Source organism: Pseudanabaena sp. UWO310 (assembly GCF_006861605.1).
Classification (GTDB): domain Bacteria; phylum Cyanobacteriota; class Cyanobacteriia; order Pseudanabaenales; family Pseudanabaenaceae; genus Pseudanabaena.
The window spans coordinates 69,685-94,909 of sequence record NZ_SELU01000002.1; the positions used below are offsets into that span (position 1 = coordinate 69,685).

At 41.2% G+C, this 25,225-nt stretch carries 27 protein-coding genes; 18 read left to right on the forward strand and 9 right to left on the reverse strand.

The window, feature by feature from the left end; all coding sequences use genetic code 11:
- Positions 1–79 precede the first annotated feature (79 nt).
- Positions 80–2,269, forward strand: a complete 2,190-nt coding sequence (locus PseudUWO310_RS01375) for a GumC family protein (RefSeq protein ID WP_142598385.1) — start codon at positions 80–82, stop codon at positions 2,267–2,269.
- A gap of 853 nt (positions 2,270–3,122) precedes the next feature.
- Positions 3,123–4,067 (forward strand): heterocyst development glycosyltransferase HepC, encoded by a 945-nt coding sequence (hepC, locus tag PseudUWO310_RS01380; protein ID WP_142598387.1) that lies wholly within the window; start codon positions 3,123–3,125, stop codon positions 4,065–4,067.
- Positions 4,068–4,361: 294 nt separating this feature from the next.
- Here the strand turns inward: hepC and PseudUWO310_RS01385 are convergent, their stop codons facing one another.
- Positions 4,362–4,649, reverse strand: coding sequence for a (2Fe-2S) ferredoxin domain-containing protein (locus PseudUWO310_RS01385; protein ID WP_055075855.1), 288 nt, complete (start codon positions 4,647–4,649; stop codon positions 4,362–4,364).
- A 45-nt stretch (positions 4,650–4,694) separates the two neighbouring features.
- Positions 4,695–5,147 (reverse strand): universal stress protein, encoded by a 453-nt coding sequence (locus tag PseudUWO310_RS01390; RefSeq protein WP_055075854.1) that lies wholly within the window; start codon positions 5,145–5,147, stop codon positions 4,695–4,697.
- 330 nt (positions 5,148–5,477) lie between these two features.
- On the opposite strand from PseudUWO310_RS01390, the gene PseudUWO310_RS01395 reads away from it, so the two are divergent.
- The 4 genes from PseudUWO310_RS01395 to cruF all read left to right on the forward strand — a co-directional run bounded on the left by PseudUWO310_RS01395 (position 5,478) and on the right by cruF (position 8,779).
- Positions 5,478–6,485 (forward strand): cysteine synthase A, encoded by a 1,008-nt coding sequence (locus tag PseudUWO310_RS01395; protein WP_142598389.1) that lies wholly within the window; start codon positions 5,478–5,480, stop codon positions 6,483–6,485.
- Positions 6,478–6,921, forward strand: coding sequence for an 8-oxo-dGTP diphosphatase MutT (gene mutT, locus PseudUWO310_RS01400; protein WP_142598391.1), 444 nt, complete (start codon positions 6,478–6,480; stop codon positions 6,919–6,921). The genes PseudUWO310_RS01395 and mutT overlap by 8 nt, the downstream gene beginning before the upstream one ends.
- A gap of 84 nt (positions 6,922–7,005) precedes the next feature.
- Positions 7,006–7,524 carry a tetratricopeptide repeat protein gene (locus PseudUWO310_RS01405; RefSeq protein WP_142598393.1) on the forward strand — a complete coding sequence of 173 codons (519 nt, stop codon included), beginning with the start codon at positions 7,006–7,008 and terminating at the stop codon, positions 7,522–7,524.
- Between the two features lie 358 nt (positions 7,525–7,882).
- Positions 7,883–8,779 (forward strand): gamma-carotene 1'-hydroxylase CruF, encoded by an 897-nt coding sequence (gene cruF, locus PseudUWO310_RS01410; RefSeq protein ID WP_142598395.1) that lies wholly within the window; start codon positions 7,883–7,885, stop codon positions 8,777–8,779.
- Between the two features lie 64 nt (positions 8,780–8,843).
- Here cruF and PseudUWO310_RS01415 read toward each other — a convergent pair whose 3' ends face one another.
- The gene (locus PseudUWO310_RS01415) at positions 8,844–9,533 is read right to left on the reverse strand and encodes a PleD family two-component system response regulator (RefSeq protein ID WP_040689399.1); all 690 of its coding nucleotides are present in this window, start codon (positions 9,531–9,533) and stop codon (positions 8,844–8,846) included.
- Positions 9,534–9,688: 155 nt separating this feature from the next.
- Here PseudUWO310_RS01415 and PseudUWO310_RS01420 point away from each other — a divergent pair, with 155 nt between their 5' ends.
- The 4 genes from PseudUWO310_RS01420 (at position 9,689) to PseudUWO310_RS01435 (ending at position 11,893) form a co-directional block, all read left to right on the forward strand.
- Positions 9,689–9,913 carry a DNA-directed RNA polymerase subunit omega gene (locus PseudUWO310_RS01420; protein WP_040689404.1) on the forward strand — a complete coding sequence of 75 codons (225 nt, stop codon included), beginning with the start codon at positions 9,689–9,691 and terminating at the stop codon, positions 9,911–9,913.
- 187 nt (positions 9,914–10,100) lie between these two features.
- Positions 10,101–10,487 carry a DUF1818 family protein gene (locus PseudUWO310_RS01425; protein ID WP_142598397.1) on the forward strand — a complete coding sequence of 129 codons (387 nt, stop codon included), beginning with the start codon at positions 10,101–10,103 and terminating at the stop codon, positions 10,485–10,487.
- Positions 10,488–10,685: 198 nt separating this feature from the next.
- Positions 10,686–11,273 (forward strand): Uma2 family endonuclease, encoded by a 588-nt coding sequence (locus tag PseudUWO310_RS01430; protein ID WP_142598398.1) that lies wholly within the window; start codon positions 10,686–10,688, stop codon positions 11,271–11,273.
- Between the two features lie 5 nt (positions 11,274–11,278).
- A complete protein-coding gene (locus PseudUWO310_RS01435) occupies positions 11,279–11,893 on the forward strand; it encodes a hypothetical protein (protein WP_142598400.1) in 615 nt (204 codons plus the stop codon).
- A 198-nt stretch (positions 11,894–12,091) separates the two neighbouring features.
- Here PseudUWO310_RS01435 and PseudUWO310_RS01440 read toward each other — a convergent pair whose 3' ends face one another.
- Both PseudUWO310_RS01440 and PseudUWO310_RS01445 read right to left on the reverse strand, forming a co-directional pair.
- On the reverse strand, positions 12,092–12,298 hold the full coding sequence (locus PseudUWO310_RS01440) for a hypothetical protein (protein ID WP_142598402.1): 207 nt from the start codon (positions 12,296–12,298) through the stop codon (positions 12,092–12,094).
- A 100-nt stretch (positions 12,299–12,398) separates the two neighbouring features.
- Complete coding sequence (locus tag PseudUWO310_RS01445; protein WP_142598404.1) at positions 12,399–13,373, reverse strand: sensor domain-containing diguanylate cyclase; 975 nt, start codon at positions 13,371–13,373, stop codon at positions 12,399–12,401.
- 128 nt (positions 13,374–13,501) lie between these two features.
- Here PseudUWO310_RS01445 and PseudUWO310_RS01450 point away from each other — a divergent pair, with 128 nt between their 5' ends.
- Complete coding sequence (locus PseudUWO310_RS01450; RefSeq protein ID WP_142598483.1) at positions 13,502–14,125, forward strand: Uma2 family endonuclease; 624 nt, start codon at positions 13,502–13,504, stop codon at positions 14,123–14,125.
- Here the strand turns inward: PseudUWO310_RS01450 and PseudUWO310_RS01455 are convergent.
- On the reverse strand, positions 14,103–14,681 hold the full coding sequence (locus tag PseudUWO310_RS01455) for a Uma2 family endonuclease (protein WP_142598406.1): 579 nt from the start codon (positions 14,679–14,681) through the stop codon (positions 14,103–14,105). The genes PseudUWO310_RS01450 and PseudUWO310_RS01455 overlap by 23 nt on opposite strands.
- 132 nt (positions 14,682–14,813) lie before the next feature.
- Here PseudUWO310_RS01455 and leuS point away from each other — a divergent pair, with 132 nt between their 5' ends.
- From leuS to PseudUWO310_RS01485, 6 genes are all read left to right on the forward strand, one after another.
- Positions 14,814–17,399, forward strand: coding sequence for a leucine--tRNA ligase (gene leuS, locus PseudUWO310_RS01460; protein WP_142598408.1), 2,586 nt, complete (start codon positions 14,814–14,816; stop codon positions 17,397–17,399).
- Between the two features lie 145 nt (positions 17,400–17,544).
- Positions 17,545–17,793: a CopG family ribbon-helix-helix protein gene (locus PseudUWO310_RS01465; RefSeq protein WP_223805491.1), complete on the forward strand. Its 249-nt coding sequence runs from the start codon at positions 17,545–17,547 to the stop codon at positions 17,791–17,793.
- Entirely contained in the window at positions 17,783–18,055 is a 273-nt protein-coding gene (locus PseudUWO310_RS01470; RefSeq protein WP_142598412.1) for a type II toxin-antitoxin system RelE/ParE family toxin, read from the forward strand. Before PseudUWO310_RS01465 ends, PseudUWO310_RS01470 begins: the two co-directional genes overlap by 11 nt.
- A gap of 59 nt (positions 18,056–18,114) precedes the next feature.
- Positions 18,115–18,549 (forward strand): DUF29 family protein, encoded by a 435-nt coding sequence (locus tag PseudUWO310_RS01475; protein ID WP_142598413.1) that lies wholly within the window; start codon positions 18,115–18,117, stop codon positions 18,547–18,549.
- A gap of 29 nt (positions 18,550–18,578) precedes the next feature.
- Positions 18,579–20,030: an AAA family ATPase gene (locus PseudUWO310_RS01480; protein WP_142598415.1), complete on the forward strand. Its 1,452-nt coding sequence runs from the start codon at positions 18,579–18,581 to the stop codon at positions 20,028–20,030.
- Between the two features lie 2 nt (positions 20,031–20,032).
- Positions 20,033–21,022, forward strand: a complete 990-nt coding sequence (locus PseudUWO310_RS01485) for a hypothetical protein (protein ID WP_142598417.1) — start codon at positions 20,033–20,035, stop codon at positions 21,020–21,022.
- Between the two features lie 141 nt (positions 21,023–21,163).
- Here the strand turns inward: PseudUWO310_RS01485 and PseudUWO310_RS01490 are convergent, their stop codons facing one another.
- Together PseudUWO310_RS01490 and PseudUWO310_RS01495 are read right to left on the reverse strand one after the other, a co-directional pair.
- Positions 21,164–21,937, reverse strand: a complete 774-nt coding sequence (locus tag PseudUWO310_RS01490; protein WP_142598419.1) for an SDR family NAD(P)-dependent oxidoreductase — start codon at positions 21,935–21,937, stop codon at positions 21,164–21,166.
- A 703-nt stretch (positions 21,938–22,640) separates the two neighbouring features.
- Positions 22,641–23,789: an ATP-binding protein gene (locus PseudUWO310_RS01495; RefSeq protein WP_190315869.1), complete on the reverse strand. Its 1,149-nt coding sequence runs from the start codon at positions 23,787–23,789 to the stop codon at positions 22,641–22,643.
- Between the two features lie 415 nt (positions 23,790–24,204).
- Between PseudUWO310_RS01495 and rpsF the strand changes: the two genes are divergently transcribed.
- Positions 24,205–24,570 carry a 30S ribosomal protein S6 gene (gene rpsF / locus PseudUWO310_RS01500; RefSeq protein ID WP_142598423.1) on the forward strand — a complete coding sequence of 122 codons (366 nt, stop codon included), beginning with the start codon at positions 24,205–24,207 and terminating at the stop codon, positions 24,568–24,570.
- A gap of 161 nt (positions 24,571–24,731) precedes the next feature.
- On the opposite strand, the gene PseudUWO310_RS01505 is transcribed toward rpsF, so the two are convergent.
- Entirely contained in the window at positions 24,732–24,884 is a 153-nt protein-coding gene (locus tag PseudUWO310_RS01505; RefSeq protein ID WP_009626671.1) for a high light inducible protein, read from the reverse strand.
- Positions 24,885–25,225 lie beyond the last annotated feature (341 nt).

The following is a 25,225-nucleotide window of genomic DNA, read 5'->3' on the forward strand; positions in this document are numbered from 1 at the left end:
CAACTAAGAATTCAATTAAATATTTAAGAGTTTTTGTATAAAGAGTTTTTATTGTTAGGACTATACGAAGGATAAACCTATGAATACAGGTGCTGCTAAAACGAATGGCGCTGTGGTTGTCGAGCAAGATCCAGGCTATGGCAAAATCTTTGCAGTGCTATCCCGTCGTCGGTTTTGGCTCTTGGGTGGTCTAACTGTAGGACTAGCACTCGCAGTCGTTCTCAATTTTCTCTCGAAACCTAAATACACCAGTGTCATGCGGTTGTTGGTTGAATCAACTTACAAATCCAACACCTCATCCTCCTCATTTATTGACTCTAATGTCCAGATTGACTACGCAACGCAACTAAATCTATTGCAAAGCTCTTCCATGTTTCAGAAAGCGGCTAATCTCTTGGCGGCTGAATATCCTACTATTACTGGAGGAGAACTGCAATCGTTGAAAATTGGGATGTTAGGTGGCAAAGAAGCACCAACTAAAATTGTCGAAGTGCAATATACCGCTGTCGATCCCGTAAAAACTCGGCAGGTTTTAAGAGCTTTTCAAAAAGTTTATACCGATTACAATCGCGAACAGCAGGAAAAACGTTTGCAGAATGGCTTAGCAGGTATCGACGAGCAAGTAACGAATGTGCGTAAAAGCATTTCTGAAGCGGCTGAAGCCCTTGAAGAATTTCGGCGCAAAAATAATTTGTTTGACGCAAATCAGCGAGTCACCGAAGTTACTTCAGCTCTAAATGCGATCGAGCAACAGCAGCGGAGTACCAAACTAGACTACGAGCAGGCGATCACTCGCCTAGAATCGCTACAACAAAAGCTCAACATTTCCCCGCAAGATGCCGTATTACTGACCCGATTAAATCAGTCGCAACGTTATCAAGCTCTCGTGGCGGAGATGCAAGGGATAGAGGTAGCCCTCAATCGAGAAAAAGCTCGATTTCAACTCAGCAATCCGATTGTAGAAGCTCTTGAATTACGATTTAAGCAACAGCAGGCAAGTTTAGAGGAGGAGAGAAGAAGCATCTTGGGTGATGCTAATTTAGCAAGTTATCCCAAGTGGAATGGCGATCAACTCAGTGGGATTGATATCACCTTAGCCAGTCAAATTGTGGAAACTCAGACCCAATTGGCACTTCTACAGGCTCGCTTAGATACTTTGGCTTCCCAAGAGCAGGACTTGCGTGCTGAAATTAATCGTTTGCCCAAATTGCTCGGTGAATACGAAACATTAAAGCCAAAATTACAAGTTCAACAGGATACCCTCCAAACATTACTTAAAAATCGGCAAGAATTAAGTCTTGAGATCGCGAGAGGGGGATTTGATTGGCAAGTAGTTGAGGAGCCAGGGCTGGGGATAACGGATTCGGCCGATGGCTTGCGTAAAAATTTATTGCTAGGAGTAGTTGCAGGATTATTTCTTGGGGGGATGGCTGCTTTTCTGAGGGATATGCAAGACGATACGATGCATACCTATGACGATCTAGAGCAGCAAATTTCTTCACTTTCCTTACTGGGGATGACTCCCCAATATTTGCAGGCGGAGGAGTCAAATTCTAATTTTTTACCCCAGTTCCTCAAAGGGCAATCCGTCTCCCCACTGACGATCGAAATCGTGCAATGGCTCCCCTTTCGGGAGTCCTTAGATTTAATCTATAAAAATATTCAGCTTAATAACTATTCGCAGGAATCCCCCATCCGATCGCTCGTCATTACCTCGGCATTGCCGAGTGAGGGGAAGTCGACCATTGCGCTTGGGCTTGCTACTAGTGCTGCTAGGTTACATAAAAGGGTGCTACTCATTGATGCCGATATGCGATCGCCTGCTTTACACAAGCAATTAAACTTACCCAACGAAAGGGGCTTATCAACATTACTGGCAAGCAAAGGGAGCATAGATAGCCGAGATGTGATCCAGTCCTCCAACTCAGCCATAGACATCTTAACGGGAGGTCCAATTCCGAGCGACTCCGTGACCTTACTTAGTTCGGAATGGATGCAAAATTTAATCTCCAAATTTGAACAAGAGTACGATCTGGTGATTGTCGATGCTCCTCCGATTCTCGGTACTGTCGATACTATTCAGATTGCCTCTTATTGTGGCGGGGTGGTCTCCGTCGCTCGGATCGATCGAATCACCCGTGGCGAATTCTCCCAAGCGATATCTGTCCTGCAAAAGCTGAACTTGATCGGGGTTATTGCTAATGCAGTTAAAGAACTCCCTCATAGTTATAAGTCTGTCGCCGTCGAGGATGAAGAGGAAGAAGATTAGTAATACCAAGTAAAGAAATGGCGTAGCCATTTCTTTACTTGAAAACCCTTTCTCAAAGCCCAAAAGTAAAAGCCTTGCTACGCAAGGCTTTTACTTTTGGGCTTTGAGAATTTGCCAGCTTAACCCGAACTGACGTTATACCAATTTCCAAAATGGCAACGCCATTTTGGAAATCTCAAAACCTTACTGGGTTTGGTTGTTAATTCATGAAAGTGTTGTCACACTTTCGTGAATTGGTATTACTTATAGCTACAGTTACTTGAATTAGGACAAATCAAACCCCAAGAATTGACTGGCGGCGCGAAGCGCCGCCAGTCAATTCTTGGGGTTTATGTCCTAGTACCTTTGGCGATAGCTATATATTTCAGCATGGATGGCTTTGGGGATTATCCGAACCTAACTGCCTGCCGCGAGAAATGCGAAAAAATAATATAACTTTTATATAACTTTTACTATGACCTTTTAGTAACTTCTAGTGGTTGCTATATCAATGGAATTGATAGATAACTAGGTATATTAAAGGCATAAATCTATTTTCCGATTTAATTGAATCCTACTTCAGTAATTTTGGAGATATATAACTGCAATGTGAAATAAAGAATAAATTCCACTTTGCCCTATCTAGTGAGTTCCTAACTATTTCATTGCATTGCATTAGATATTTAGAGTTTCCCGTAATATTCCTACTACTTATGGGAACTCTTATTAATAGATTAAATCCTTTGGACTTTTCGATTGGTTGATCAAATATTTAACCGAATAAAGAATTGCAAAAGTCTAAGAATTGCCAGCATAAGAATTGCAAGCACAAGAATTGCATTGAATAGACATTAAGGTAGTAGAGAGGGAAGAAATGACTAGTTTTATCGTGAACAAAATGCAAGTGATTGAACTGGCAGATAGCCCAGACGAGTCTTCCTTTATTTCTAATTTAATGCTCAAAATAAAGCAAAGCAAATTGCTTGTCCATTCTTTCGGGAATTTCAGCGCTTTTTGTCACAAGTATTTAAGTGTAACGAAACTCTTGATCGTACTTCATAGCTTAGGAAAGAATGTCAATCGGTCTAATGTTAATTTAATCCGAGTGGAACCTGTAATTGGTGAAGCAAAACTTAAGAATTTAGCCGATGTATGTTTGAGATCCCACAAAGATGTTTACCTGAATTTGCCCCAAGCTGATGAATTGCCACAGGTGCGTAGGGCGATCGCTTGGACAATAAAGCGAACTTTTGATTGGCTAGCGGCTTTGGTAATTCTGATAATTCTCAGTCCTGTTATGTTGGCATTGGCGGCGATCGTTGCTAGCACTTCTGGCGGTTCTGTATTTTTCCATCAGTGGCGCGTGGGAGAAAACGGCAAGCTATTTAGAATCATTAAATTCCGTACGATGATTGCCGATGCCGACAAACTGCATCATCTAGTAATGAGCGGTCAAACAGGGCTACATAAGTGTGAAGACGATCCGAGAATTACTCCTGCTGGTCGTTGGATGCGCAAGTATAGCCTTGACGAACTTCCCCAACTCTTCAATGTTTTGCGGGGGGAAATGAGTCTCGTTGGTCCTCGTCCTTGGGCTCTGTACGATGCGTTGAGGATTAATGGCGATCGCCAAAGAAGGTTAAATTCATTGCCTGGAGTCACAGGTGCTTGGCAGGTCAGCGCTCGCTCGACGATGCTCGATCTAGATGCTGTAACGGATTGTGATTTGAATTATCTTCGCGACTGGACTATATGGTCGGATCTCAAAATTCTATTGATGACTGTTCCTAAGGTTCTATCAGGATTTGGAGCTTTTTAAGTATTGCTTTCTCTTTCCCAGAAAGCGAATCTAGGGACTAATATCTACTACTTTTCAGGTTTGATTTAATCGAATTAATTGTCCCTATTCCAGAGTTTGCCCATGTTTTTGCATGGGCTTTTCTGTATGAAAAAGAAAGAGCGTCAGGACATCAAACCCAATAGAGAGTTGCGCCGCAACTCTCTATTGGGTTTGATGTCCTCACTTAAGTGAATATAGCTATAGCAGTAAACTTAAAACCTAGAAGAGCATACCGCCCGCTACGCGGGCGGTATGCTCTCTGCTTAGCTACATTTAATGGGGATGCAATCGAGGATGCATCAGGTTAGGGATTGGGGCATTACCGAGCAAATGAGTCTCAATAATTGACTGAATCTTCTTAGGAGTAATATGCCAATAGTAGATATTGTCGGGTAATACGAGCACCATCGGGCCAGAACCACATAGCCCCAGACATTCACAGACTTCTACAGTGACATTAATCGGTTTCTGTTGTTGCAATATGGCGAGGATCTCAGGCGCACCGTCTTTTTTACAGGTGCGATGTTGACAAACAAGAACGCGACGGGCAGGAATATCCAAGATAGCGATCGGGGGTTGAAGTAACTTAGAAATGTCACTTAAATTTTAACGCACCACTAAAACAGGTGCAACGCAGTGGTGAACAATATAATCGCTGACACTTCCGAGCATCAATCGCTCTATAGATCCCAGTCCTCTCGATCCGAGTATTACCAAATCGACATTTTCTTCTTTCGCCACAGAACAAATCACATCACGGGGTTGCCCCGTTTCTAGTCTGGTGCTGGTATCGAGATGACTAGCTTGACAGATGTCTTGGGCTTTTTGGAGTAGCGCTTGCCCCGCATTCAAAATTTTGCGCTCCAGCTCGATGTCAGGCAGTCCGCGCCAGCCAACCCAGTCCCCAGTGGGCATCATCACTTCAGGAACATAGCTGCTAAGCGGTTCAACTACGGTCAGTAGAATAATCTCAGATTGCAGAGGTGCGGCAAAAATTAAGGCTTTGGCAAGAGCATGTTCGCTTGCTTGAGAGCCATCAATAGCAACTAAGAATTTCATAGGTTTACCATAATGTAGAAATTATATTCTCTGTAATACTTGGTAAGTAATCTTGGTAAGTAATACAGTCGTTGCATATGTTGCATCTATAGCGATCGCCAAATCCGATCTTTTAAACTAAGGATGGTTGAGTCTATTTACGAGCAGCCAAATTTATGGGGCTCAACATTTATGGAAAGTAAATGATATGGGCCATAAATGGTGCGTAACTGCAATAATCCTAGAAAAATCAAATTTGAAGATCCCTATATAACTATTACAGACCCAAATATACTGATAGCGATCGACAAGTTGTAAATCTTTGCTGTAGTTCATTTCTTTTAATATTCCATGACAAGCGATATTCGTATTGGTTTTGCTAATTCTGTAGGTAACACCCCCCTGATTAAAATCGAGTCACTTTCAGAAGCAACGGGTTGCACAATTTTAGGTAAGGCTGAGTTGCTTAATCCAGGCGGAAGTGTGAAGGATCGAGCGGCTCTGTTTATGGTGTTGGAGGCTGAAAAGGCTGGCACTATTAAAGCGGGCGGCACAATTGTAGAAGGTACTGCGGGTAATACGGGAATTGGACTAGCCCTCGTCGCAAATGCCCGTGGTTATCGGAGTGTCATTGTGATGCCTAGCAATCAATCGCAGGAAAAAATCGATCTGCTAAAGACCCTTGGCGCGGAAGTCGAGTTAAGTACACCTGCACCATTCTCTAGTCCCGATAATTATTACCATGTCGCTCGCAGACGCTCGGAAGAAATTGCTAATTCTTTTTGGGCAAATCAGTTTGAAAATTTAGCAAATTCCGAAGCTCATTATCAGACCACTGCTCCTGAAATTTGGGAGCAGTCTGGCGGTCAACTTGATGGGGTGGTAATGTCCTCGGGCACGGGGGGCACAATTGGTGGTGTGACTGCCTATCTGAAGGAGCAAAATCCCCAAATTGCTACTTACTTGATCGATCCGACGGGGTCGGGCTTATACAGCTATATCACTACGGGTGAATTTAAGGCTGAGGGGAACTCGATTACCGAAGGAATTGGCATTAATCGGGCAACGGCAAATTTTAATCGCGCTAGATTAGATGGGGCGTTTCAAGGCACTGATCAGCAGGTGATTGAGATGGCTCAGTACTTACTCAAGCATGATGGTTTGTTTGTTGGTAGTTCGGCGGCGCTGAATGCGGTTGGGGCGGTGAAACTCGCTCGTAAATTAGGCAAAGGGCATACGATCGCGACAATTCTCTGTGATGGTGGTGGTCGATATCAGAGTCGAATGTATAACCCCACATGGTTAGCAGAAAAGGGTTTAACTCCTGTGGCTAAGGGCTTGGAGTTTATTGATGACTGATTTGGGCGCTAATTTGGGCATAGATGCGATCCCGAAAAAATATCGATGTATTGGTGTTGGTGTGGTTTGGGATCGCGATCGCCAACGCATTCTCATTGATCGCCGTTTACCTGAAGGCGAACTGGCTGGATATTGGGAGTTTCCTGGCGGCAAAATTGAGGGGCAGGAGACTGCACCAGAATGCATCAAGCGGGAATTGCAAGAAGAATTGGCGATCGATGTTGCCGTTGGCGATCATCTGATCACCGTGGATTTTGAATATGAAACGCTGCGAGTCAGTCTGATCGTCCATCACTGTAACCATCTGGCGGGAGAACCACAGATGAATGCATGTTCGGAAATTCGTTGGGTTACCGTTGATGAATTGAGTAGTTATCAATTGCCTGCCGCCAACTACGAGATAGTCCAAGCTTTAAAAGCACAGACAGGGTTATAGAGTCACGACGCTTTGTGCCGTGACTTTATAACATGAATTTGGGAATTCCCATAATAACTGAACTATGGAGATAGAAATTTACTGATGGAAGAAATCAGTGCAGACCAGATAGCCGCACAGCTATACCAAGAGGGGATTAGCAATTTTGAAAGTGGCAATTACCAACAGGCGATCGCGCTGCTCGAACGCGCCCGTGCCCTAGCAGTTTTAGAAACGGTTTTAGGCGGAGAAATTCTGGTATGGCTGGCGAATTCCTATGATGCTGTCGGCAGAACCGAAGAAGCGATCGCCCTTTGTCGGAGCCTCAAAAAGCATCCCGTTAATAATGTCCGAAAATCAGCACGTTATATGTTGGGAATTTTGACTGCGCCGCCCCTAGGCAAACTAGAGGGTGTAGTCTCGGAAGTCCCAATTTTAGAGTCTCCCGATACCTATGAATCTAAGCCCGTAGCAAGAAAAACAACGCCAGATAACAGCAACCTCAAGCCCTTTCGAGAAGTTTCCCTCGACAAGCCAAATACTAATAGCCGTAATAATTTTCTATGGTTTGCGATCGCCATTTCGCTCCTGCTTCTCGCCCTATGGTCGATTCAGTCCACCTAATACCAAAGCTCAAAATGGCGTAGCCATTTGAGCTTTGAAAACCCTGACAGTGAATTGGTATAAGAAGAGAGGGTTGGCGCGAAGCGCCAACCTTCTCTTCTTATACCAATTCACGAAAGTGTGACAACACTTTTGTGAATTAAACACCAAATCCAGTAAGGTTTTAAGATTTCCAAAATGGCAACGCCATTTTGGGAATTGGTATTAGCCGCATCGGCTTTTAAGCCTGAGGCTGAAGAAGCAAAACCGCAAACTTAAAAATGAATGGTATGCTAGCTTATACTTTTGTTAAGTTAGTTAAAGCAAAGTTCAAACTCAATTAATTAAATTTCAACTATTTCTGGGAGTAAATGGCGTGATGAGGCGAGCGATCCCCGCACAATGGTTTAATTTAGGAATGCACCTAGTTTCAATGGTATTTGGGCTATTTGGTCTAATTTTTGTACTGCCCAATACCGAGTTTATTGAAAGCTTGTCCGAAGCTGGTTTGCAAGTCTTTTCATGGGGAATGCAAAATGGTGGTGCTTCTTACATGATTTTTGGCGCGGTCGCCGCATTTCTTTATGGTAAGCAAACCATCGGGCTGAAACGTACCCTCGCTTTTTGTATTCCTGCCATTGGTTTGTCCGTTAGCAGCGAATTGTTAGGAACCAGCACGGGATTTCCCTTTGGAGCCTATTCCTACCTAAGTGGTTTAGGTTACAAGATTGCAGGTCTAGTTCCATTTACGATCCCCCTCTCATGGTTTTATATGGGATTCTCCGCCTTTTTAGTCGCAGCGACCTTAATGCGCTTCGGCACGGGATGGGGCTATAAAATTATGGCGATCGCCCTTGGGGCATTAATGCTGACTTCGTGGGACTTTGTCCTCGATCCCGCCATGAGTCAAACCGCATTTCCTTTCTGGGAATGGCATCAAGCGGGTGAATTTTACGGAATGCCCTATCAAAACTTTTTAGGTTGGTTTGGCACTGGCTCCTTATTTATGACCGTTGCCTCCATAATTTGGGGCAAAAATGACCAACCAATCCTAAACCGCCAGCAAATTCTTTTTCCGACCATTTTGTATGCAGGAAATTTTATGTTTGCTTTCGTCCTCAGCTTTAGTTCTGGTTTTTATGTACCTGCTTTGCTGGGTATTGTGGTGGGTGCTTTGCCTTTGCTGGTGCTTTACTGCACCACACCGAATGGTGAATTAGACAATCAAGCGATCGAGTCAGGCATCGCAGTTGTCGCCTTAGACTCACCTAAGTAGAATCACCCCAAACAAATAAAAAAAGAGGTGCTTAGCACCTCTTTTTTTATTTGTTTTATTTGTTTTACTTGCCCTGTAAGCTTTTTAGCTCTCGGAGAATCAACATCAAACCTTTATTCTGATGATCGATTTGCTCGGAAATTTTTTCCATACGTTGATTTAAGGTTTCAATATCCTTATCTTGGCGATCGATTCGCGTATTTAACTCGTTAAACCTTGCCACAACTTCACGCTGAATCAAGTTCTCAATCCCCTGCACCAATAAAGTCTCAGTCGAGGTGAGTCGATTGACAATCATTTGGAGGCTAGGTTCCTCAGAACGCTGTACCTCTCTGACCACCGCAGGGGTAGAGCGAGATACTGATTCTGGCACTGATTGAACGGGCTCAGGTATTAAAAAGTTTTGAATACGGGATACCAATACATCCGCTTCAAAAGGTTTTTCAAGGAAATCAAACTCAGTAAATGGCTCAGGAACATGCTCGGTAACCTGTTCTTTAAGTCCAGAAATCATGATTACAGGAACCTTTTGCAATCCTTCGACACGACGGATTGCCTGTAGGGTCTGATATCCATTGTATTTGGGCATCACGAAATCAAGCAAAATTAGGTCAGGAAAGGCTCGGCGAGCAGCATCTAAACCTGATTTGCCATCACTTGCTTCTAAGACATCATATTTTCCCGCCAAAATGCTTTTAACCATTTTGCGGATCATTATGCTGTCGTCAATTACCAGTACTTTCTTTGCAGTCATGGATTTGAAGAATCCGCCCCAAATAGCTATGCCAGACCATCATATTACATCACAAAACTTGCTTGGTTGAAATTTTTTTCCGATCGCCTCAAGATGATTGGTTAAAGATGAGTGCGATCGCGTTAGACTTAAAAGGCTCATTTTCTTTCGGTTTTATGGCAAAACGCTACACTATTGATTCGTCACAAATTATTCGTCGTGTCGAAGAACTGATAAACGCCTCCTCCAATCGTTATCGCATTACTGTGCAAGTTGCCAACAGAGCCAAGCTCAGACGCTATGAAGATGATGATTATGACGATCGCATGATGAAGCCGATTTTACGCGCCATTATGGAAATGTCTGATGAAATTTCCCAGCCTGAAATTCTGAGCGACTGAAAGGCTTGAATTTATAGTTTGTCGTAAGTAGCTGGGCATAATTAAAACCCAGAATCAAAAGCTGTAGCGCACGCGCAGCGTGCGCTACGGGCTTTGGGGTTTTATATTTAATTGCGCCTAGCTGCTTACATAGCTACTTACATAGCTACTTATAAAGTGCGACAAACTATAAATTTCTTAAAGGACTATGTTAAATTTTACGGATCGAAATTCAGCGAAAAAACTACTTCGCGGTGATGGTTGGCGGATCGGGTTTCGTTCCGATGTTGATTTATATAAGGGTTTAGTTGGGGCGGAAAGTTGGGCGATCGAGTTAACTGAAAGCGAATTTAAAGATTTTTGTAAATTAGCTTCGCAACTCGCGGAGACGATGCAGGTGATGGCAAGCGAGTTGTCAGATGGCGAAAAGATTTGTTGTACGTTGGAGACTGAGGATATTTGCCTTGAGGTAAATGGCTATCCCCATGCCTTTAATTTACATTTCCAGTTATTAACAGGACGACGCTCGGAAGGATTTTGGGATGAAGTTGCTGTCCCTTTTTTGATGGAGGCGATCGCCCATTTGCTAAATTAAGACATAAAGGAACCCGATTTTTGATGGCGCGGCGAAGCCGCGCCATCAAAAATCTTTAAAGCTCTAATACCAATTCACGAAAGTGTGACAACACTTTTGTGAATTAAGAACCAAACCTAGTAAGGGTTTGAAAAACTAAAAATGGCGTAGCCATTTTTAGTTTTTGTATAACTTGTCTAATTTGATTAGGAGCAAAATATGACCAGCATTCTTATTGAAAAAGACGAAACTAACTTAGAGGTAAAGCAAAAAATAACCTTAGAGGAGTTTTTGAAATTACCAGATATAGACGCAAGTTATGAGTTAGTTGAAGGAGAAGCAATAAAAAAAATGTCACCCAAGTTTTTTCATTCCCGACTAACGGCATCCTTTTGGAGTGAATTATCATCATGGGCTAATGGTTTTGGACAAGTCGCGATTGAGTGGTCAGTGATGCTAAAACGTCATGGGCAAGATTGGGTTCCTGTACCTGACTTGCTCTATGTTTCCCATGAGCGTCTTGCCGTAGATTGGTGTGAGGATGCACCTTGCCCCGTATTGCCTGAATTAGTGATTGAGATTGTATCGTCCGATCAGACTTTCAATCAGTTAGCCCAAAAGGCGATGGATTATTTGAGTGCAGGAATCGATCGCGTTTGGGTCGTTTATCCACCGATGCGGAGCCTGACGGTGTTTTTTGTTGATCGCCCTCCTGAAACTTATCGAGGCGATCGCTTATTAAGTGATGACTTATTTCCCAACTTGGCAGTAACTTCAGAGCAGTTTTTTATAAAAGCGGGAATTTAGATGGTATGGCATACAGTGATTTTAGTCTGACTGAAGTTCGTGAAAAGCTATCTTTATCCTTGATTAATAATCGACTTTTTGAGAATTCATTACCAATTCAGCCTAGTAAATGGCTCAATGAAACTCTCAATCTTAGTTTAGACTTTGCTTTAAAGTCTGGCAGTGAAAAGGCGCGTTCGGAGTTTATTGTTGCGCCAATTTTGCTAGAAATGGAAAGGATTAATGATCGCAAATTTGCCATTTATTCTGGTAAGAATCTCGATGCTGATAAGGAGCGAGGCTTGACTGGAGAATGTGATTTTATTCTCAGCAAGGGGGCGATCTCCTATACTCTCGAAACACCTATTTTTGCTTTAGTCGAAGCTAAGAAAAATGATGTGGAGTCAGGTTTAGGACAATGTATTGCTCAGATGTATGGCGCACAATTAGTTAACCTTAAAAATCCCAAGCAGCAGATTGATACTATCTATGGATGTGTGACAACAGGTGAGCGTTGGCAATTTCTAAAGTTAGTCAATCAAGTTGTGAGCATTGATAGCGATCGCTATTACATCAATGAAATTGAAAAAATCATTGGCTGTTTGCAAACAATTCTAAGTTTATATCTTACTGAAATATAATTGTTCTTATAAATTTGGCACTGGTTAGCTAAAGCGTGATCGACATATTTGCACCTTTTTTGTTGGCATGAAATGGGCATTTCAGAATCCATCCCCCATTAGCTGACCAGTGCCCTGAAGAGGTGGAGAAGTGGTCATACTGTTTTTGCCAAATGTTTTAGAAAGGGCGCTTAGCGCCCCAATGGCTAACTTATGATTTTATTGCATAGACTTTCGGGCGAGGCTGACGGCTTTGACAAAGCTATACACACCTACGGGTACGCTGATTAGCAAAATTGTCCAAGTAGTGGCAAAACCAAAATCTGGTGCGCCGTAGGATATTTCGTAAATGCAGCCAACAAAGGCGATCGCCGCCACAATGGAAATAAGCAGAATCAATTGGGCTTTTATATAATCGGGTGACATAAGTAATATTTTGAATGATTAATTTGAATGATTAAGATTTTGAATAAATTGATTGCTTGATTAAAGTATCTGGAGAAGCCTCATCAAAAATATAGCAATCCTATTGTAAGGACTTTGCGCGTTTGCTTCTCTTTTGCGTATACATTAAGCGATCGCCATCTTCTAAAAGATCTTCGATGGATTGATGCCGATTAGGATCGAATTCAACCATACCAACGCTACAGAGAATATCGTAACCACGCGCCTCTTTTTGGTTATGCTCCTTCCTAATTTTCTCAAGACGACTCAATAGTAAATTGCTGGCTGCACGATTAGTATTGGTCAACAAAACCACAAATTCGTCGCCACCTAGACGACCAATGACATCGGACTCACGAAAAGCCTCTTTTAAAATTTGACTGAAACCGATCAAAGCGCGATCGCCCTCAGCATGTCCGTAACGATCATTGATTTCTTTGAATAAATCTAGGTCAAAAAAGAATAGAGATGCGGGTTTATTTAAACGTTTGCATAAATTGAGGGAATGAAGGGCGAGCGCAATAAATCCACGCCGATTAGATATTTGCGTTAACTCGTCAATAGTTGCCATTTGCACAGCCGCGAGTTCTTGTTCGGCTATTTGCCCCAAATCACGCAGTAGTTCCTGATCTTCCTCGCTAAAGGTACGTGGGTTGTAATCTACTAAACAAAGCGTACCAACTTTGCTACCATTGGGCACAACGATAGGAAGTCCCGCGTAAAAGCGAACTTTGGGATCTCCAATTACAAAGGGATTATCGTAAAATCGCCGATCCGATAAAGCGTCAGAGACGATCAAAATATCATTGCCCAAAATTGCATGACCACAAAATGACGTGTCTCTAGGAGATTCGCTTATTTCCGCCCCTTGGACAGACTTAACCCACAGACGGTTAATATCAACGAAATTAACCATAGCGATCGAAACCCCAAATAGGCGTTTAGCGAGTCGGGTGAGGCGATCGAATCGTTCCTCTGACTTAGTATCGAGAATATTTAGCGATCGCAATGCATTTATACGAACATCCTCATTGTCTGGATAATCTGGAGCTTTCATTTTGATCGGGCTGAATGTTTAGTATTATTAAGGTTGAAGGTGAGGGGTACTATGTTCTTCTCATCTTTATATTCATATTCGCATTATAGAAACAATATTTTTGTCGTAGGCAGGGCATAACCGCCATGATGATTCAAACCTTACCGAAAGTGACGACCTTTGATGAATTTGTGGAATTTCTTCCTGAAAATTCTGGCGTGCGTTACGAACTACATAACGGAAATATTATTGAAATGGCTCAACCAGTCGGAGATCACGAAGAATCTAAGGGATTCTTGACCGTTAAGCTTAGTGGACTAATCGATCGCTTAGACTTGCCATATCTCATTCCTAACCAAGCAATCGTCAGACCTGAAGGTAAAGATTCTGGATATTTCCCAGACATATTAGTGGTAAATCGCGCCAATCTGCCCAATGAACCACGGTGGAAAAAAGAATCAGTGCTTAGTCAGGGTGCATCCATACCTTTAGCGATCGAAATTGTATCTACTAATTGGCGAGATGATTATCATTTGAAATTTGCCGATTATGAAGAGATGGGAATAGCTGAATATTGGATTATTGATTATGCTGCATTGGGCGGACGCAACTTTATCGGTAATCCCAAGCAACCGACCATCTCGGTTTGTAATTTGGTGGATGGAGAATATCAAGTTAGCAAATTTCAAAATAGCGATCGCTTGATCTCGCAAATTTTCCCTGAGCTAAACCTCACTGCCAATCAAATTTTTAGATCAGGGCTTCCCAATTAAAAATCACATCAGGAAATGGAAGCAGAGAGAGCGTATCACCCTGCTCGTATCGCTGCGATCGCTTATAGCCTGAAGCTGATGGTTGCGAATATCCTTCGATAATTTGTTGATTGACATCAAATAGCCACATTTCAGGAATCCCATTGGCAGCATATAAAGGCATTTTTACATCGCGGTCATAAGCGATCGTGCTGTCAGCAACTTCGATAATCAACAAAATATCCTCTGGTGTTGGCAAAGCACTAGCATAAAAATCATCGCGCCATTTGAGGACGGCAAGATCTGGTTGAGGCTCGGAATGATTTCTAAGGATAATGGGATTTTGCACCCAGATAAATACCTGATCTCCTAATTTGATTTGAAACAATCTTGCTGTTTTTGCCACACAAACTGCGTGCTTGATGCCAATTGGGGACATTTCTCTGATTTCTCCGTTGATTAATTCATAGCGATCGCCTTCCGCAAACACCCCCGCATCGTGCATGAGATGGTATTGCTGCACCGTAAATCTATGAATATTGCTCGTAAAATTGGGTGTAACTAGTTGGGCTGTCATCGTATTTCACCTCAATTCAGGTAGGTTAGAGCTTTCATGCTAAATATTTAGTATTATTAAGATTCAAGACTCGCGATCTAAGCGATCGCTTGCTTTCTTATTCGCATATTTTCGCATATTGATTGATAAGTAATGGACACTAGATACAATCCCCAGCAGATCGAACCCAAGTGGCAAAAAGTTTGGGCCGAGAAACAACTTGACAAGGTAAATAACGACGCAATTGGTTCTGAAACCAACAAAAAGAAATTCTATGCGCTGTCAATGTTTCCCTATCCATCGGGCGATCTGCATATGGGACATGTCCGCAATTACACGATCACCGATGTAATTGCTCGTTACAAAAGAATGCAGGGTTATGAAGTATTGCACCCCATGGGCTGGGATGCCTTCGGGTTGCCTGCGGAAAATGCGGCAATTGATCGCAATACCCATCCTGCGAAATGGACTTATGCAAATATCGACAATATGCGATCGCAGCTTCAGCAAGTGGGCTTGTCCTACGACTGGGAGCGTGAGTTAGCCACCTGTTCGCCCGATTATTACAAATGGACGCAATGGATCTTTTTGCAATTTTTGGAAGCAGGCTTGGCTTATCAAAAGGAAGCTAAGGTTAACTGGGATCCCATCGACCAAACCGTAATTGCCAACGAACAAGTCGATAGTGAAGGTCGATCTTGGCGATCGGGTGCGTTGGTGGAGAAGCGCAAATTGCGTCAATGGTTCTTGAAAATCACCGACTATGCTGAGCAACTTTTGCAAGATTTGGATAAGCTCAAGGACTGGCCCTCTAGTGTCAAGATCATGCAAGCCAACTGGATTGGCAAGTCCACAGGCGCAGAGTTAAGTTTCCCCATCGTTGGCAGTGACGAGAAAATCACTGTGTTTACTACCCGTCCTGATACGGTTTATGGTGTGAGCTATGTCGTGCTTGCTCCAGAGCATCCTCTGGTCGAGACTTTGACCAATGCTACTCAAAAGGAAGCCGTCAGCAAATTTATCGAAGAAGTCAAAAATCTCAGCGAAATCGATCGCACTTCCGACGATCGCCCTAAGCGTGGCGTAGCGATCGGCGCAAGCGTGGTTAATCCCTTTACTGGCAAAGAGGTTCCCATTTGGATTGCCGATTACGTTCTCTTTGAATATGGTACAGGTGCAGTGATGGGCGTTCCCGCCCATGATGTTCGCGATTTCGTCTTTGCGAAGCAGTATAACCTTCCGATTCAAACCGTCATCACCTCTAACTCCCCTGTCCCTATGGGAGAGGAGCAGGGGGTGAGGGAATCCGCTTACACCGAATCAGGGATTATGGTCAATTCGGGAGAGTTTGACGGCTTAGATTCCGTAACGGCGAAAACTAAGATTGTGGAACTTGCGGAAAGGAATCAATGGGGAACCGCCAAAATCACCTATCGCTTGCGTGACTGGTTGATTTCGCGCCAAAGATATTGGGGCTGTCCGATTCCCGTCATCCATTGTCCAAAATGCGGAATAGTTCCCGTGCCCCATGCCGACTTGCCGATCGCTTTGCCCGAAGATGTCGAACTCACAGGTCGCGGCGCTTCCCCCTTGGCACAATTGGACTCTTGGGTAAATGTCCCCTGTCCTAAATGCGGCACGGCGGCAAAGCGCGAAACCGACACGATGGATACCTTTATCGATTCCTCTTGGTATTTCTTGCGCTTTGCCGATGCGCGGAATGATCAAGAAATTGGCGATCGCCATGCTATTAATAATTGGATGCCCGTCGATCAATATGTCGGCGGCGTGGAACATGCGATTTTACACTTGCTCTATTCCCGTTTTGTGACTAAAGTTTTGCGCGATCGCGGCTTACTCGATTTCGATGAACCCTTTACGAGATTGCTCACTCAGGGCATGGTGCAGGGCTTAACCTACATGAATCCTAACAAGGGCGGTAAGGATAAATGGGTTCCTTCAGCTTTAGTCGATCCGAAAGATCCCCAAGATCCCCAAACAGGCGAACCTTTGCAAGCGCTATTTGCCACAATGTCCAAATCTAAGGGCAATGGGGTGTCGCCTGTAGATGCGATCGCTAAGTATGGAGCCGACACTTTGCGGATGTTTACGCTCTTTAAAGCTCCTCCTGAAAAGGATTTGGAATGGGAAGATGCCGATGTCGAAGGTCAACAACGCTTCTTAAATCGGGTATGGCGTTTAGTCTCTAGCTTTGCCGAAACTAAGCAGAATGGTATTTCTAAAAAAATTGATAAGAATCTCCGCCGAGCTATTCATATTGCGATTAAGGAAGTATCCGAAGATTTCGATGGTGGCTATCAGTTGAATACTGCCATTTCCGAATTGATGAAGCTCAGTAATGCCTTGCAGGATGCGGAAGATAAGAGTTCGGCTACTTTTCTAGAAGGTATTGAAACCCTCTTAACTTTGCTTGCTCCCTTTGCGCCACACATTGCTGAGGAACTTTGGTCATTGATTGGGAATGAAGGCTCGATTCATTTACAGCCTTGGCTTACCCACGATCCTGATGCGCTCACCGTTGATGAGATTACCCTCGTCATCCAAATCAATGGCAAAGTGCGCGGTAGTCTCCAAGTGCCATCTAGCGCCAGCAACGATAAGCAAGCCTTAGAGGAATATGCTCGCAGTTCGGAAGCGGCGCAGAAGTATCTCGAAGGTAAGGAGATTAAGAAGGTGATTGCAGTTCCCGGAAAGTTGGTGAATTTTGTAGTTGTCTAGGCTTTTAAACCTGAACTTTGCCCAACCAATCCCGATAATTTTTGAAAGGCTTACAGAGCAAGCTTTTTTAAAATTATTGGGATTTTTGCGTTTTAAAAGCTCTAATGTATAATGTTTGTATTACAACGCATTACTTAATAATACGATGTCAGCTATAGCTAAGGAAACGATTACCTTTCGGCTCGATCGCACAAAGCGTGAAGCATTAGATGCGATCGCTAAGGAACTAGATCGCGATCGCTCTTACCTGTTGAATGAGGCGATCGAGAACTATATTGAAATATATAAGTGGCAGATTGCGGAAATTAATTTAGCGATCGCTGAAGCGGATGCTGAAGATTTTGCTAGTGATGAAGATGTAGATACTATGTTTGGGCGCTTGAATGAAAGTTAGGTGGTTACGCAAAGCTCTACATAATCTAGAAGCAATTCATGAATATATTGCTAGAGACAATCCAGATGCTGCTTTAAAATTGGTAATCAAGATTCGCAGTGCTGTAAAGCAATTGGAAACTTTTCCAGAAATGGGACGTGTTGGGCGAGTCAAGGAGACAAGAGAAATTGTGATCAATCCTTATTTCATCGTGTATCGAGTTAATGGGAGTTTTATCGATATTTTGCGAATATTACACTCCGCGAGAAAGTTTCCAGATTAGATTCAGTAGAAATTCAAAGTCTTGATTCGTTAATACTCTATGAATGAGGCAACATACTTATGGAAGAATTGTTAACTTTAAAAGAACTGCTAGTTTGTGGTGATATTCCTGCGGCAATGGTTTTGGTTGAGGAAATGACGGAGATGAGTAAGGATGACAAAATCAGCAAAATTTTTAGCTACAGTATTATTCTATTAGTTCATCTCATCAAGCAAAAGGTAGAAAAACGCACTACGCGATCGTGGGATCTTTCAATTTATAACTCGACAACTCAAATTCGGCGTGCCAATCAGCGTCGTAAGGCAAAGGGAACTTATCTTAGTAAATTAGAACTTAGTGAAACTTTAGCAGAAGCTTATAATATTGCACTGGCTAGTGCAGCGATCGAGGCTTTTGAAGGGCGATATGAGGCGGATGAGCTAGCGGCAATGTGCGATCGCGATGAGATTTTGGTAGATGCAGTAAAATTAATTGAGCAGGAATCAGTTAATTAAGCGGTTACAAAAAAACAACAGGAGTTTATATGCATTTACAAAGAGTTCAAGTTCCTGATTTTCGGGTTTTAAAGGATGTAGATATCACTTTCGAGAAAGATTTTAATCCTAGAGTTTTCCCGCTTGGTAGTCAGAATGGTGGTGGGAAAAGTACTTTATTGCAATTAATCTTTGTATTACTTCATTGTTCAACTAAATCTGAGAGACTACCTGCTTTAAAGGATTTACTTAGTGAATTTTATTTACCTGAAGGAGAAGAGAAAAAAATATTAGCAATAATTGATATTTGGGATGGGAATAAATTAGTAAATCTAGAGTTTTTTGTTTGCAGTAACTATTATGTGAATTTGATTCTAGATAAACCTTATGATAAATTTAATAGCTTCGATTCAAATAATTTTGATAGCCTAAGTACAATCCAAGAAATAATTTCTAAATTCCCAAATGAAGAATCTCAATTAAAACAAATAATTGAGCAATTTGATATGTATTCAAGACCTAATAGTAACTCTTCTAAAAGAATTCCTGAACATCTAAAGATGCAGTTGTCAAATCTAGGTATAGAATTTGAATCAATTGGGGTTGAATTACTAGATGAATTTTCGGTGAACAAGATTGAAAGAGATGCAAAGCTTCAACTACTTAATAAGCACAAATCTATTCTTAATAACGAAAAATTACTTTCCGATAATATTGATATCGTATTGTCATGGCTTAGAGAAGTAAACGTAGAATATATATATAATATAACTACTTGCAATTCAGAAAATATTGTTCAAAATAATGTTTTGCTTTGTCGATTAACCAGTGTAAATGGAGAAGTTTCGAGAGAGTTCTTAAATAATTTATCTGATAAGATTTTTTTAGCAGCACCCTCCACTCAGATTTTTTTGTTCTTATCTAGAGAAACAAGAAAATCTTTGTTTGGTAATAAGAGTATATACCAATCAGAGCTTGTAACTATTAACTCTAGATTATCTGGGCTATTCACATATGACTTTTTGGCGACTGATATTCTAATTAAATTGTTTAAAAGTGCTGGAGATCAAGATTTTAAAGAAGCTCTTAAAACTGGCGAATATGGCAAAAACTATAAAAATCTATTGGAAGATTTAGACTTTTTATTGCATGATAAACAAGTTAATCTTACGGATGATTTTTCTGGTTTAACGTTTAAACTTGATAGATTTAAAGATAGTATTGAACTTTATCCAGAAGATTTGAGTCATGGTGAGTTAAAACGATTTAACATTTATGTCTGGTTAAAATATAAAAATATAGAAAATGCAATTGTATTAATGGATGAAGTCGATCTTGCATTACATCCAGATTGGCAATATAGAATTGCAACAGACTTGGTAGAGTGGGAGCCAAGTAATCAATATATATTAGCAACTCATTCTTATGAGGTATGTGAATCTCTAACCCCCTCTCATGTGAAGATATTAAAGCCAAAACTCACTGAAAGACTTGCTAACTAGTTATGAGCTTTAATCAAGAAGAATTACAAAATTATTGTAAATACATTTTAAAGCAAGAAAGAATTCGCGATAGGATTCTTGTCCTATGCGAAGGAAAAATCCTAAAGGAACAAATTAGAATATCTAGATCCCCTGAATCCTATCAAAGTCAGTTAAATCAAGTTGATCAAGATGAAAAAGAAACCCCAGATTCATCATTTTATAAAAAATGTACTCCTGATTCTTGGTTTCAATTTGATCTAGTACCAAAATTCTTTAATTGTGGAAACTGTGATGACGTAATTAAAAGCTATTTTACGCTATCAGAAATAATTTCTCAGGATGCAGATAAAAAATATATCCATCCTAAAGAAATATTTGCCATCATAGATTTAGATAATCAAATAAGAAAAATCAATAACTATCCATTTAAAACTACACAAGAGATATTTTTTAATCTTTACGAAAATACAAAAATAAACAAAGTCAATGCCGAAGCAAATCATAAAATATGGGTAACAGGTTTGATCCATAAAGAAGCTTATTTTCTAATCCCAGAACTTCAGTCATTTTTTGATAGATATCAACCACAATTTTTTTATAAAAATAGCAAATTACTACTTCAAGATGTTTATCATTCAATGATTCTGGAAATGGAACAAGATAAAAATTTAGCTGCTAATTTAGAAATGATTAGCCCGCGCATAAAAAATTGTCTAGGAATAGATTTTAATAATTTAGATCAATTAAAAGATATTTGGTTAAATCTATTTAAAAATGAAACTAATGAAGATAAAAAGCGAGAAATTATACTAAGCTTACTTACCGTAATAAAGGTTAAAGATAATTACTGGAAAAATATCAAGCCTGAGCAAGGTTTAAATTTTTATCAACATAAGGAACAACTTGAGTTAGAAATTGCCAGCAAGTTCTATGCAAAACAAACCGACGAAGAAGCGGCGGCGAAATATCATATTCCCTACTTTTTTAAAATGTTGCGTAAATTTGCTTAAAGAGAAAGATGCTTAGCATCTTTCTCTTTCTAATGTCTTATACCAATTCCCAAAATGGCAACGCCATTTTGGGAATCTCAAAACTTTACTAGGTTTGGTTTTTAATTCACTGAAGTGAGCCAACACTTCAGTGAATTGGTATTAGCCGACTTTAGGAGCAGCGATTAACAGGATCTTTTCCATTAGGGATGGAAAGAGGCGATGACACCATACCGCGAGATGGCTTTGCCATCCGACAAGGATTTCAGGAGTTTCACGATTTAATCCAGAGATTAACGCTTTGGCAACCTGATTGGGAGTCATCAGCGCCACCCAGCGAAACCATTCTAGATCCTGCGCCATATCCGTATCCGTAAGAGATGGAAGCAAGGCAGATACCTTGATATTGTAGGCAGCTAGCTCTCCGCGCAGAGCCTGAGTGAACCCCACGATCGCAAATTTAGTTGCAGAATAGGTTGCCATCGTAGGCGCAGCAACCTTACCCATGAGGCTAGAAACATTGACAATTCTGCCATTGCGCTGAGCAGCCATCCGTCTTGCCACCATCCGCGTGATTGCATACATCCCTAGCAAATTGACCTCGATTTCGGATTGAACATCCTGAAAGCGCGATCGCAAAAAAGATGATTGATGCGCCACACCTGCACAGTTAATCAAAATATCAATGGGACCATAATCCCGCCAGACTTGAGCGATCGCAATATTTACCTCAATAGTTTGGGATAAATCGAGAGGCAAACTCACCGCTTCTATTCCTAGAGATTCCACTTCGGAAACTACAGAATTTAAGCGATCGCGATCCCTTGCCACCAAAATCAAGCATTGTGCGCCCTGTTGAGCCAACTCTAAGGCGATTGCTCGACCAATACCCCTTGAGGCTCCAGTGATTAGAGCCGTCTTTCCACGAACATTCATAAAACCTCCAATGTTGAGGTCTCACCTTTTACCATTAATATTTACTATTAATAATTGATGTGGATTCTCTAGCCTATGCTACTAGCGGGAACCCATACAAAGTAAAATTTGTGAGACAGTAAATAATCGATTTGTGATTGACTGATAACTAGACTTATATATGCGTTGAGTTTAAAAATTTGCCTAGTTATAGCCCCAACAAATAACCAATAGCCGTTTACTCTTTCCAGTTCATTCCTAGTTCTGTCATGCCGTTACCTCCTTTAGGAAACATGGTCTATGCCGTAATAAAGGAAAATTAATACTGACTTTTAACATGAACTAAACCTTACACCTGTTTTAGTTATATGTAAAGTATTGTTAAATACAAATTCTATCGGCTTACATATAGTGTTTAAGAATTCATTCAGATTGCGAATCTATTGCTATACAAGCTTTCTAGCCTATAATTTACTTTAGTGATAATGGGTGATCGCTATGGATTGAAGAGCAAAAAATAAGTCTTTAGACTTATTCCTCAAGGCGTAAAATTGAAATCTATCGATTGGAATCTTGGTCTGTAAGTAGCTAGGTGCAATTAAATATAAAACCCCAAAACCTGTAGCACACGCGCAGCGTGCGCTACAGGTTTTGATTCTGGATTTTAATTATGCCCAGCTACTTAGAAGATTGAATTCTTCATACTGTAGCTCTAATTGTTAGTTCAATGTTTTTCTATTAACTCAGCTTCTAATAGATCTTTTGCTGATGGTAAAACAACTGTAAACTTAGTTCCCACATTGACTTCACTTTCGACATTGATATTCCCATTATGGGCTTCCACTGCTTGTTTGACAATGTATAACCCCATCCCTAATCCCTTAATATTGCCAACATTTTCAGCCCTTAAAAATGGCAAAAATAAATTGTTTAAATATTCTGTAGGGATCCCAATGCCGTGATCGCTAATGCTTAGAGATAATTGATGAGCGTCACAAGTTAAATCCACATCAATAGTGCCACCTTCATAGGAATACTTAATAGCATTAGAAACTAGATTCATGAAGATATGCCACAGCAGTTTTTTGTCAATATTTAACTTGTAGGCTAGTCCTTGGCTATCAAATTTAATTCGATATTTTCGCCCGCTTTCTTCGGTTTGAAAACTCTCAACCAGTTGCTGGCAATAGGTAATAGCATCTACAGGTTCTGGATTAAATGGGAATTTACCCGACTCAGAACAAGCAATAAATCTGACTTCTTCCAATAACCAGTTAATATCTTTGATCGCAGATTGAATAGAAGTCAGATTTTTAGCTCTGCTCTCTTTCGTTAGTTGCTCCTCAAAGTTTTGTAACTTCCAAATCAACAGTCTAATTACCGACATGGGCGTGGAAAACTCGTGGGAAGCCATGGCGAGCAACCGAGATTTGAGAATATGCAGTTCCTTTTCTTTGTCGAGAGCTTCTTGTAATATTTGTTCTTCTTGATGCTTTTTTAACGCCAGCATAATAGCTACATTGACTTCAGCGTATCTCAGGGGCTTGGTCAGGTAGCCATAGGGGGAAGAGGCGATCGCTTGTTTTAACGTCTCAGGATCGCTGAAAGCAGTGAGATAAATTATGGGAATTGAAGCGGTTTTATGAATCTCATTAGCCGCAGCGATCCCGTTGTCTGAGCCTCTTAATTTAATATCCATCAAAATAATCTCTGGACGTTGCCGATGGATCGAGGCGATCGCCCCATCACTACTGTCAACGATCTCCAGAACTCGAAATCCCAAGTCTGATAGAACATCCGAGAGTGCGTTGGCTGTAACAAGCTCATCTTCTACAATCAAAACATCTGCGATTGTATGAGTCTTCACTGTCATGGGTTTGTTCCATCTTGCAACTAAGATAAGCATTTTTGCTGAAATGCTTAAGTAGCTAAACATAAGTAAACTTAAAATCTAGAGGAGCGTACCGCCCGCTACGCGGGCGGTACGCTCTCTGACTTTGGGTTTTAATTATGCCAAACTACTTACTATTTAATATTTTTTAATTATACGATTAATATATAAAATTGATAGAGTGCCCATGGATTAAAATCAAATGTCGGTGTTTTCAAACAGTAAAGAGCTAGAGGTTGCGGTGCTTTGCGCCGCCATCTCTAACCCTTTACTGGAAAGGCCGTAGGACAATTTATGAAAAACTATATGATTGATCGCCCTAAAGCGATATAATAGTAAATCCTTGCTTCTATGTAAGTTCCTAGAAGCCAAATACTGACCGTAAGGAAAATATTAAATGACAGTTAAGCGTTTGTACGAAACCATGTATATCCTGCGTCCCGATCTTCCCGATCAGGAAGCCGATGCAGCGATCGCAAAATACCAAGACTTCTTAGTACAGCAAGAATCTGAAAATATCACGATTCAACACCGTGGTAGACGCAGATTAGCCTATGACATCAAGGGACACCGTGAAGGTATTTACATCCAAGTAAACTACTCGGCAACCCCTAAAACGATTGAAAGCCTAGAAAAATCCATGCGTCTTGCCGATGACGTGATTCGCTATCTAACTATTAAGTTAGATCCAGAAGCTATTGAAGAAGATGCTGAAGCTATTCCCGATGCTGAGGAGCCAGTAGTCCTTGATGTGGCTGAATAGCTAAATTATCGGAAAAATTACATCAAACGTAATTTCCCTCTAAAAAGATCCTCGCTACGCGAGGATCTTTTGTTAGAACCCAAAAAAAGATGCTGGTCGGCGCTATGCGCCGACCAGCATCTTTTTTTGGGTTCTAAAACTTATGTTGCTATATTAAAAAATTACAGGATGCCCCAGAAGTGCAATACACCTTGACCGCTAATTAGTTCGATCGCTAGTGCCGACACAAAGCCAATCATCGCCAAGCGTCCGTTCCAATTTTCAGCACCAGAAGTAAAACCCCAATTCCATACGTTACGGTTTTCGTCAGACATAATCGATATCCCTTTTAACTAGCTTACATTTAGAAATGTAACAGATAGCTTAAACTTTCGCAATCTTTCTTGATGTTTTTCTGTCCTAGGATAGACATAATACCAATTACCAAAATGGCAACGCCATTTTGGTAATCTCAAAACCTTACTGAGTTTGGTGTTTAATTCACAAAAGTGTCGTTACGCTTTTGTGAATTAAAGCCTAAATCCCACAAGGGTTTTATAGCTATCGCCAAATGTACTAGGACATAAACCCCAAGAATTGACTGGCGGCGCTTCGCGCCGCCAGCCAATTCTTGGGGTTTTAAAATTACAAAATGGCGTAGCCATTTTGTAATTTT

Coding starts and splice junctions, on each gene's coding strand:
- PseudUWO310_RS01390 (WP_055075854.1), bottom strand. CDS start 5,147: ATGAAATTCTTAGTTGCTATTGATGGCTCTCAAGCAAGCGAACATGCT.
- PseudUWO310_RS01505 (WP_009626671.1), bottom strand. CDS start 24,884: ATGTCTGACGAAAACCGTAACGTATGGAATTGGGGTTTTACTTCTGGT.
- PseudUWO310_RS01480 (WP_142598415.1), top strand. CDS start 18,579: ATGCATTTACAAAGAGTTCAAGTTCCTGATTTTCGGGTTTTAAAGGAT.
- PseudUWO310_RS01415 (WP_040689399.1), bottom strand. CDS start 9,533: ATGACTGCAAAGAAAGTACTGGTAATTGACGACAGCATAATGATCCGC.
- PseudUWO310_RS01375 (WP_142598385.1), top strand. CDS start 80: ATGAATACAGGTGCTGCTAAAACGAATGGCGCTGTGGTTGTCGAGCAA.
- PseudUWO310_RS01485 (WP_142598417.1), top strand. CDS start 20,033: ATGAGCTTTAATCAAGAAGAATTACAAAATTATTGTAAATACATTTTA.
- leuS (WP_142598408.1), top strand. CDS start 14,814: ATGGACACTAGATACAATCCCCAGCAGATCGAACCCAAGTGGCAAAAA.
- hepC (WP_142598387.1), top strand. CDS start 3,123: ATGACTAGTTTTATCGTGAACAAAATGCAAGTGATTGAACTGGCAGAT.
- PseudUWO310_RS01490 (WP_142598419.1), bottom strand. CDS start 21,937: ATGAATGTTCGTGGAAAGACGGCTCTAATCACTGGAGCCTCAAGGGGT.
- mutT (WP_142598391.1), top strand. CDS start 6,478: ATGACTGATTTGGGCGCTAATTTGGGCATAGATGCGATCCCGAAAAAA.
- PseudUWO310_RS01470 (WP_142598412.1), top strand. CDS start 17,783: ATGAAAGTTAGGTGGTTACGCAAAGCTCTACATAATCTAGAAGCAATT.
- PseudUWO310_RS01445 (WP_142598404.1), bottom strand. CDS start 13,373: ATGAAAGCTCCAGATTATCCAGACAATGAGGATGTTCGTATAAATGCA.
- PseudUWO310_RS01430 (WP_142598398.1), top strand. CDS start 10,686: ATGACCAGCATTCTTATTGAAAAAGACGAAACTAACTTAGAGGTAAAG.
- PseudUWO310_RS01435 (WP_142598400.1), top strand. CDS start 11,279: ATGGCATACAGTGATTTTAGTCTGACTGAAGTTCGTGAAAAGCTATCT.
- PseudUWO310_RS01425 (WP_142598397.1), top strand. CDS start 10,101: ATGTTAAATTTTACGGATCGAAATTCAGCGAAAAAACTACTTCGCGGT.
- PseudUWO310_RS01455 (WP_142598406.1), bottom strand. CDS start 14,681: ATGACAGCCCAACTAGTTACACCCAATTTTACGAGCAATATTCATAGA.
- PseudUWO310_RS01450 (WP_142598483.1), top strand. CDS start 13,502: ATGATTCAAACCTTACCGAAAGTGACGACCTTTGATGAATTTGTGGAA.
- cruF (WP_142598395.1), top strand. CDS start 7,883: ATGAGGCGAGCGATCCCCGCACAATGGTTTAATTTAGGAATGCACCTA.
- PseudUWO310_RS01475 (WP_142598413.1), top strand. CDS start 18,115: ATGGAAGAATTGTTAACTTTAAAAGAACTGCTAGTTTGTGGTGATATT.
- PseudUWO310_RS01405 (WP_142598393.1), top strand. CDS start 7,006: ATGGAAGAAATCAGTGCAGACCAGATAGCCGCACAGCTATACCAAGAG.
- rpsF (WP_142598423.1), top strand. CDS start 24,205: ATGACAGTTAAGCGTTTGTACGAAACCATGTATATCCTGCGTCCCGAT.
- PseudUWO310_RS01440 (WP_142598402.1), bottom strand. CDS start 12,298: ATGTCACCCGATTATATAAAAGCCCAATTGATTCTGCTTATTTCCATT.
- PseudUWO310_RS01395 (WP_142598389.1), top strand. CDS start 5,478: ATGACAAGCGATATTCGTATTGGTTTTGCTAATTCTGTAGGTAACACC.
- PseudUWO310_RS01420 (WP_040689404.1), top strand. CDS start 9,689: ATGGCAAAACGCTACACTATTGATTCGTCACAAATTATTCGTCGTGTC.
- PseudUWO310_RS01465 (WP_223805491.1), top strand. CDS start 17,545: ATGTCAGCTATAGCTAAGGAAACGATTACCTTTCGGCTCGATCGCACA.
- PseudUWO310_RS01495 (WP_190315869.1), bottom strand. CDS start 23,789: ATGACAGTGAAGACTCATACAATCGCAGATGTTTTGATTGTAGAAGAT.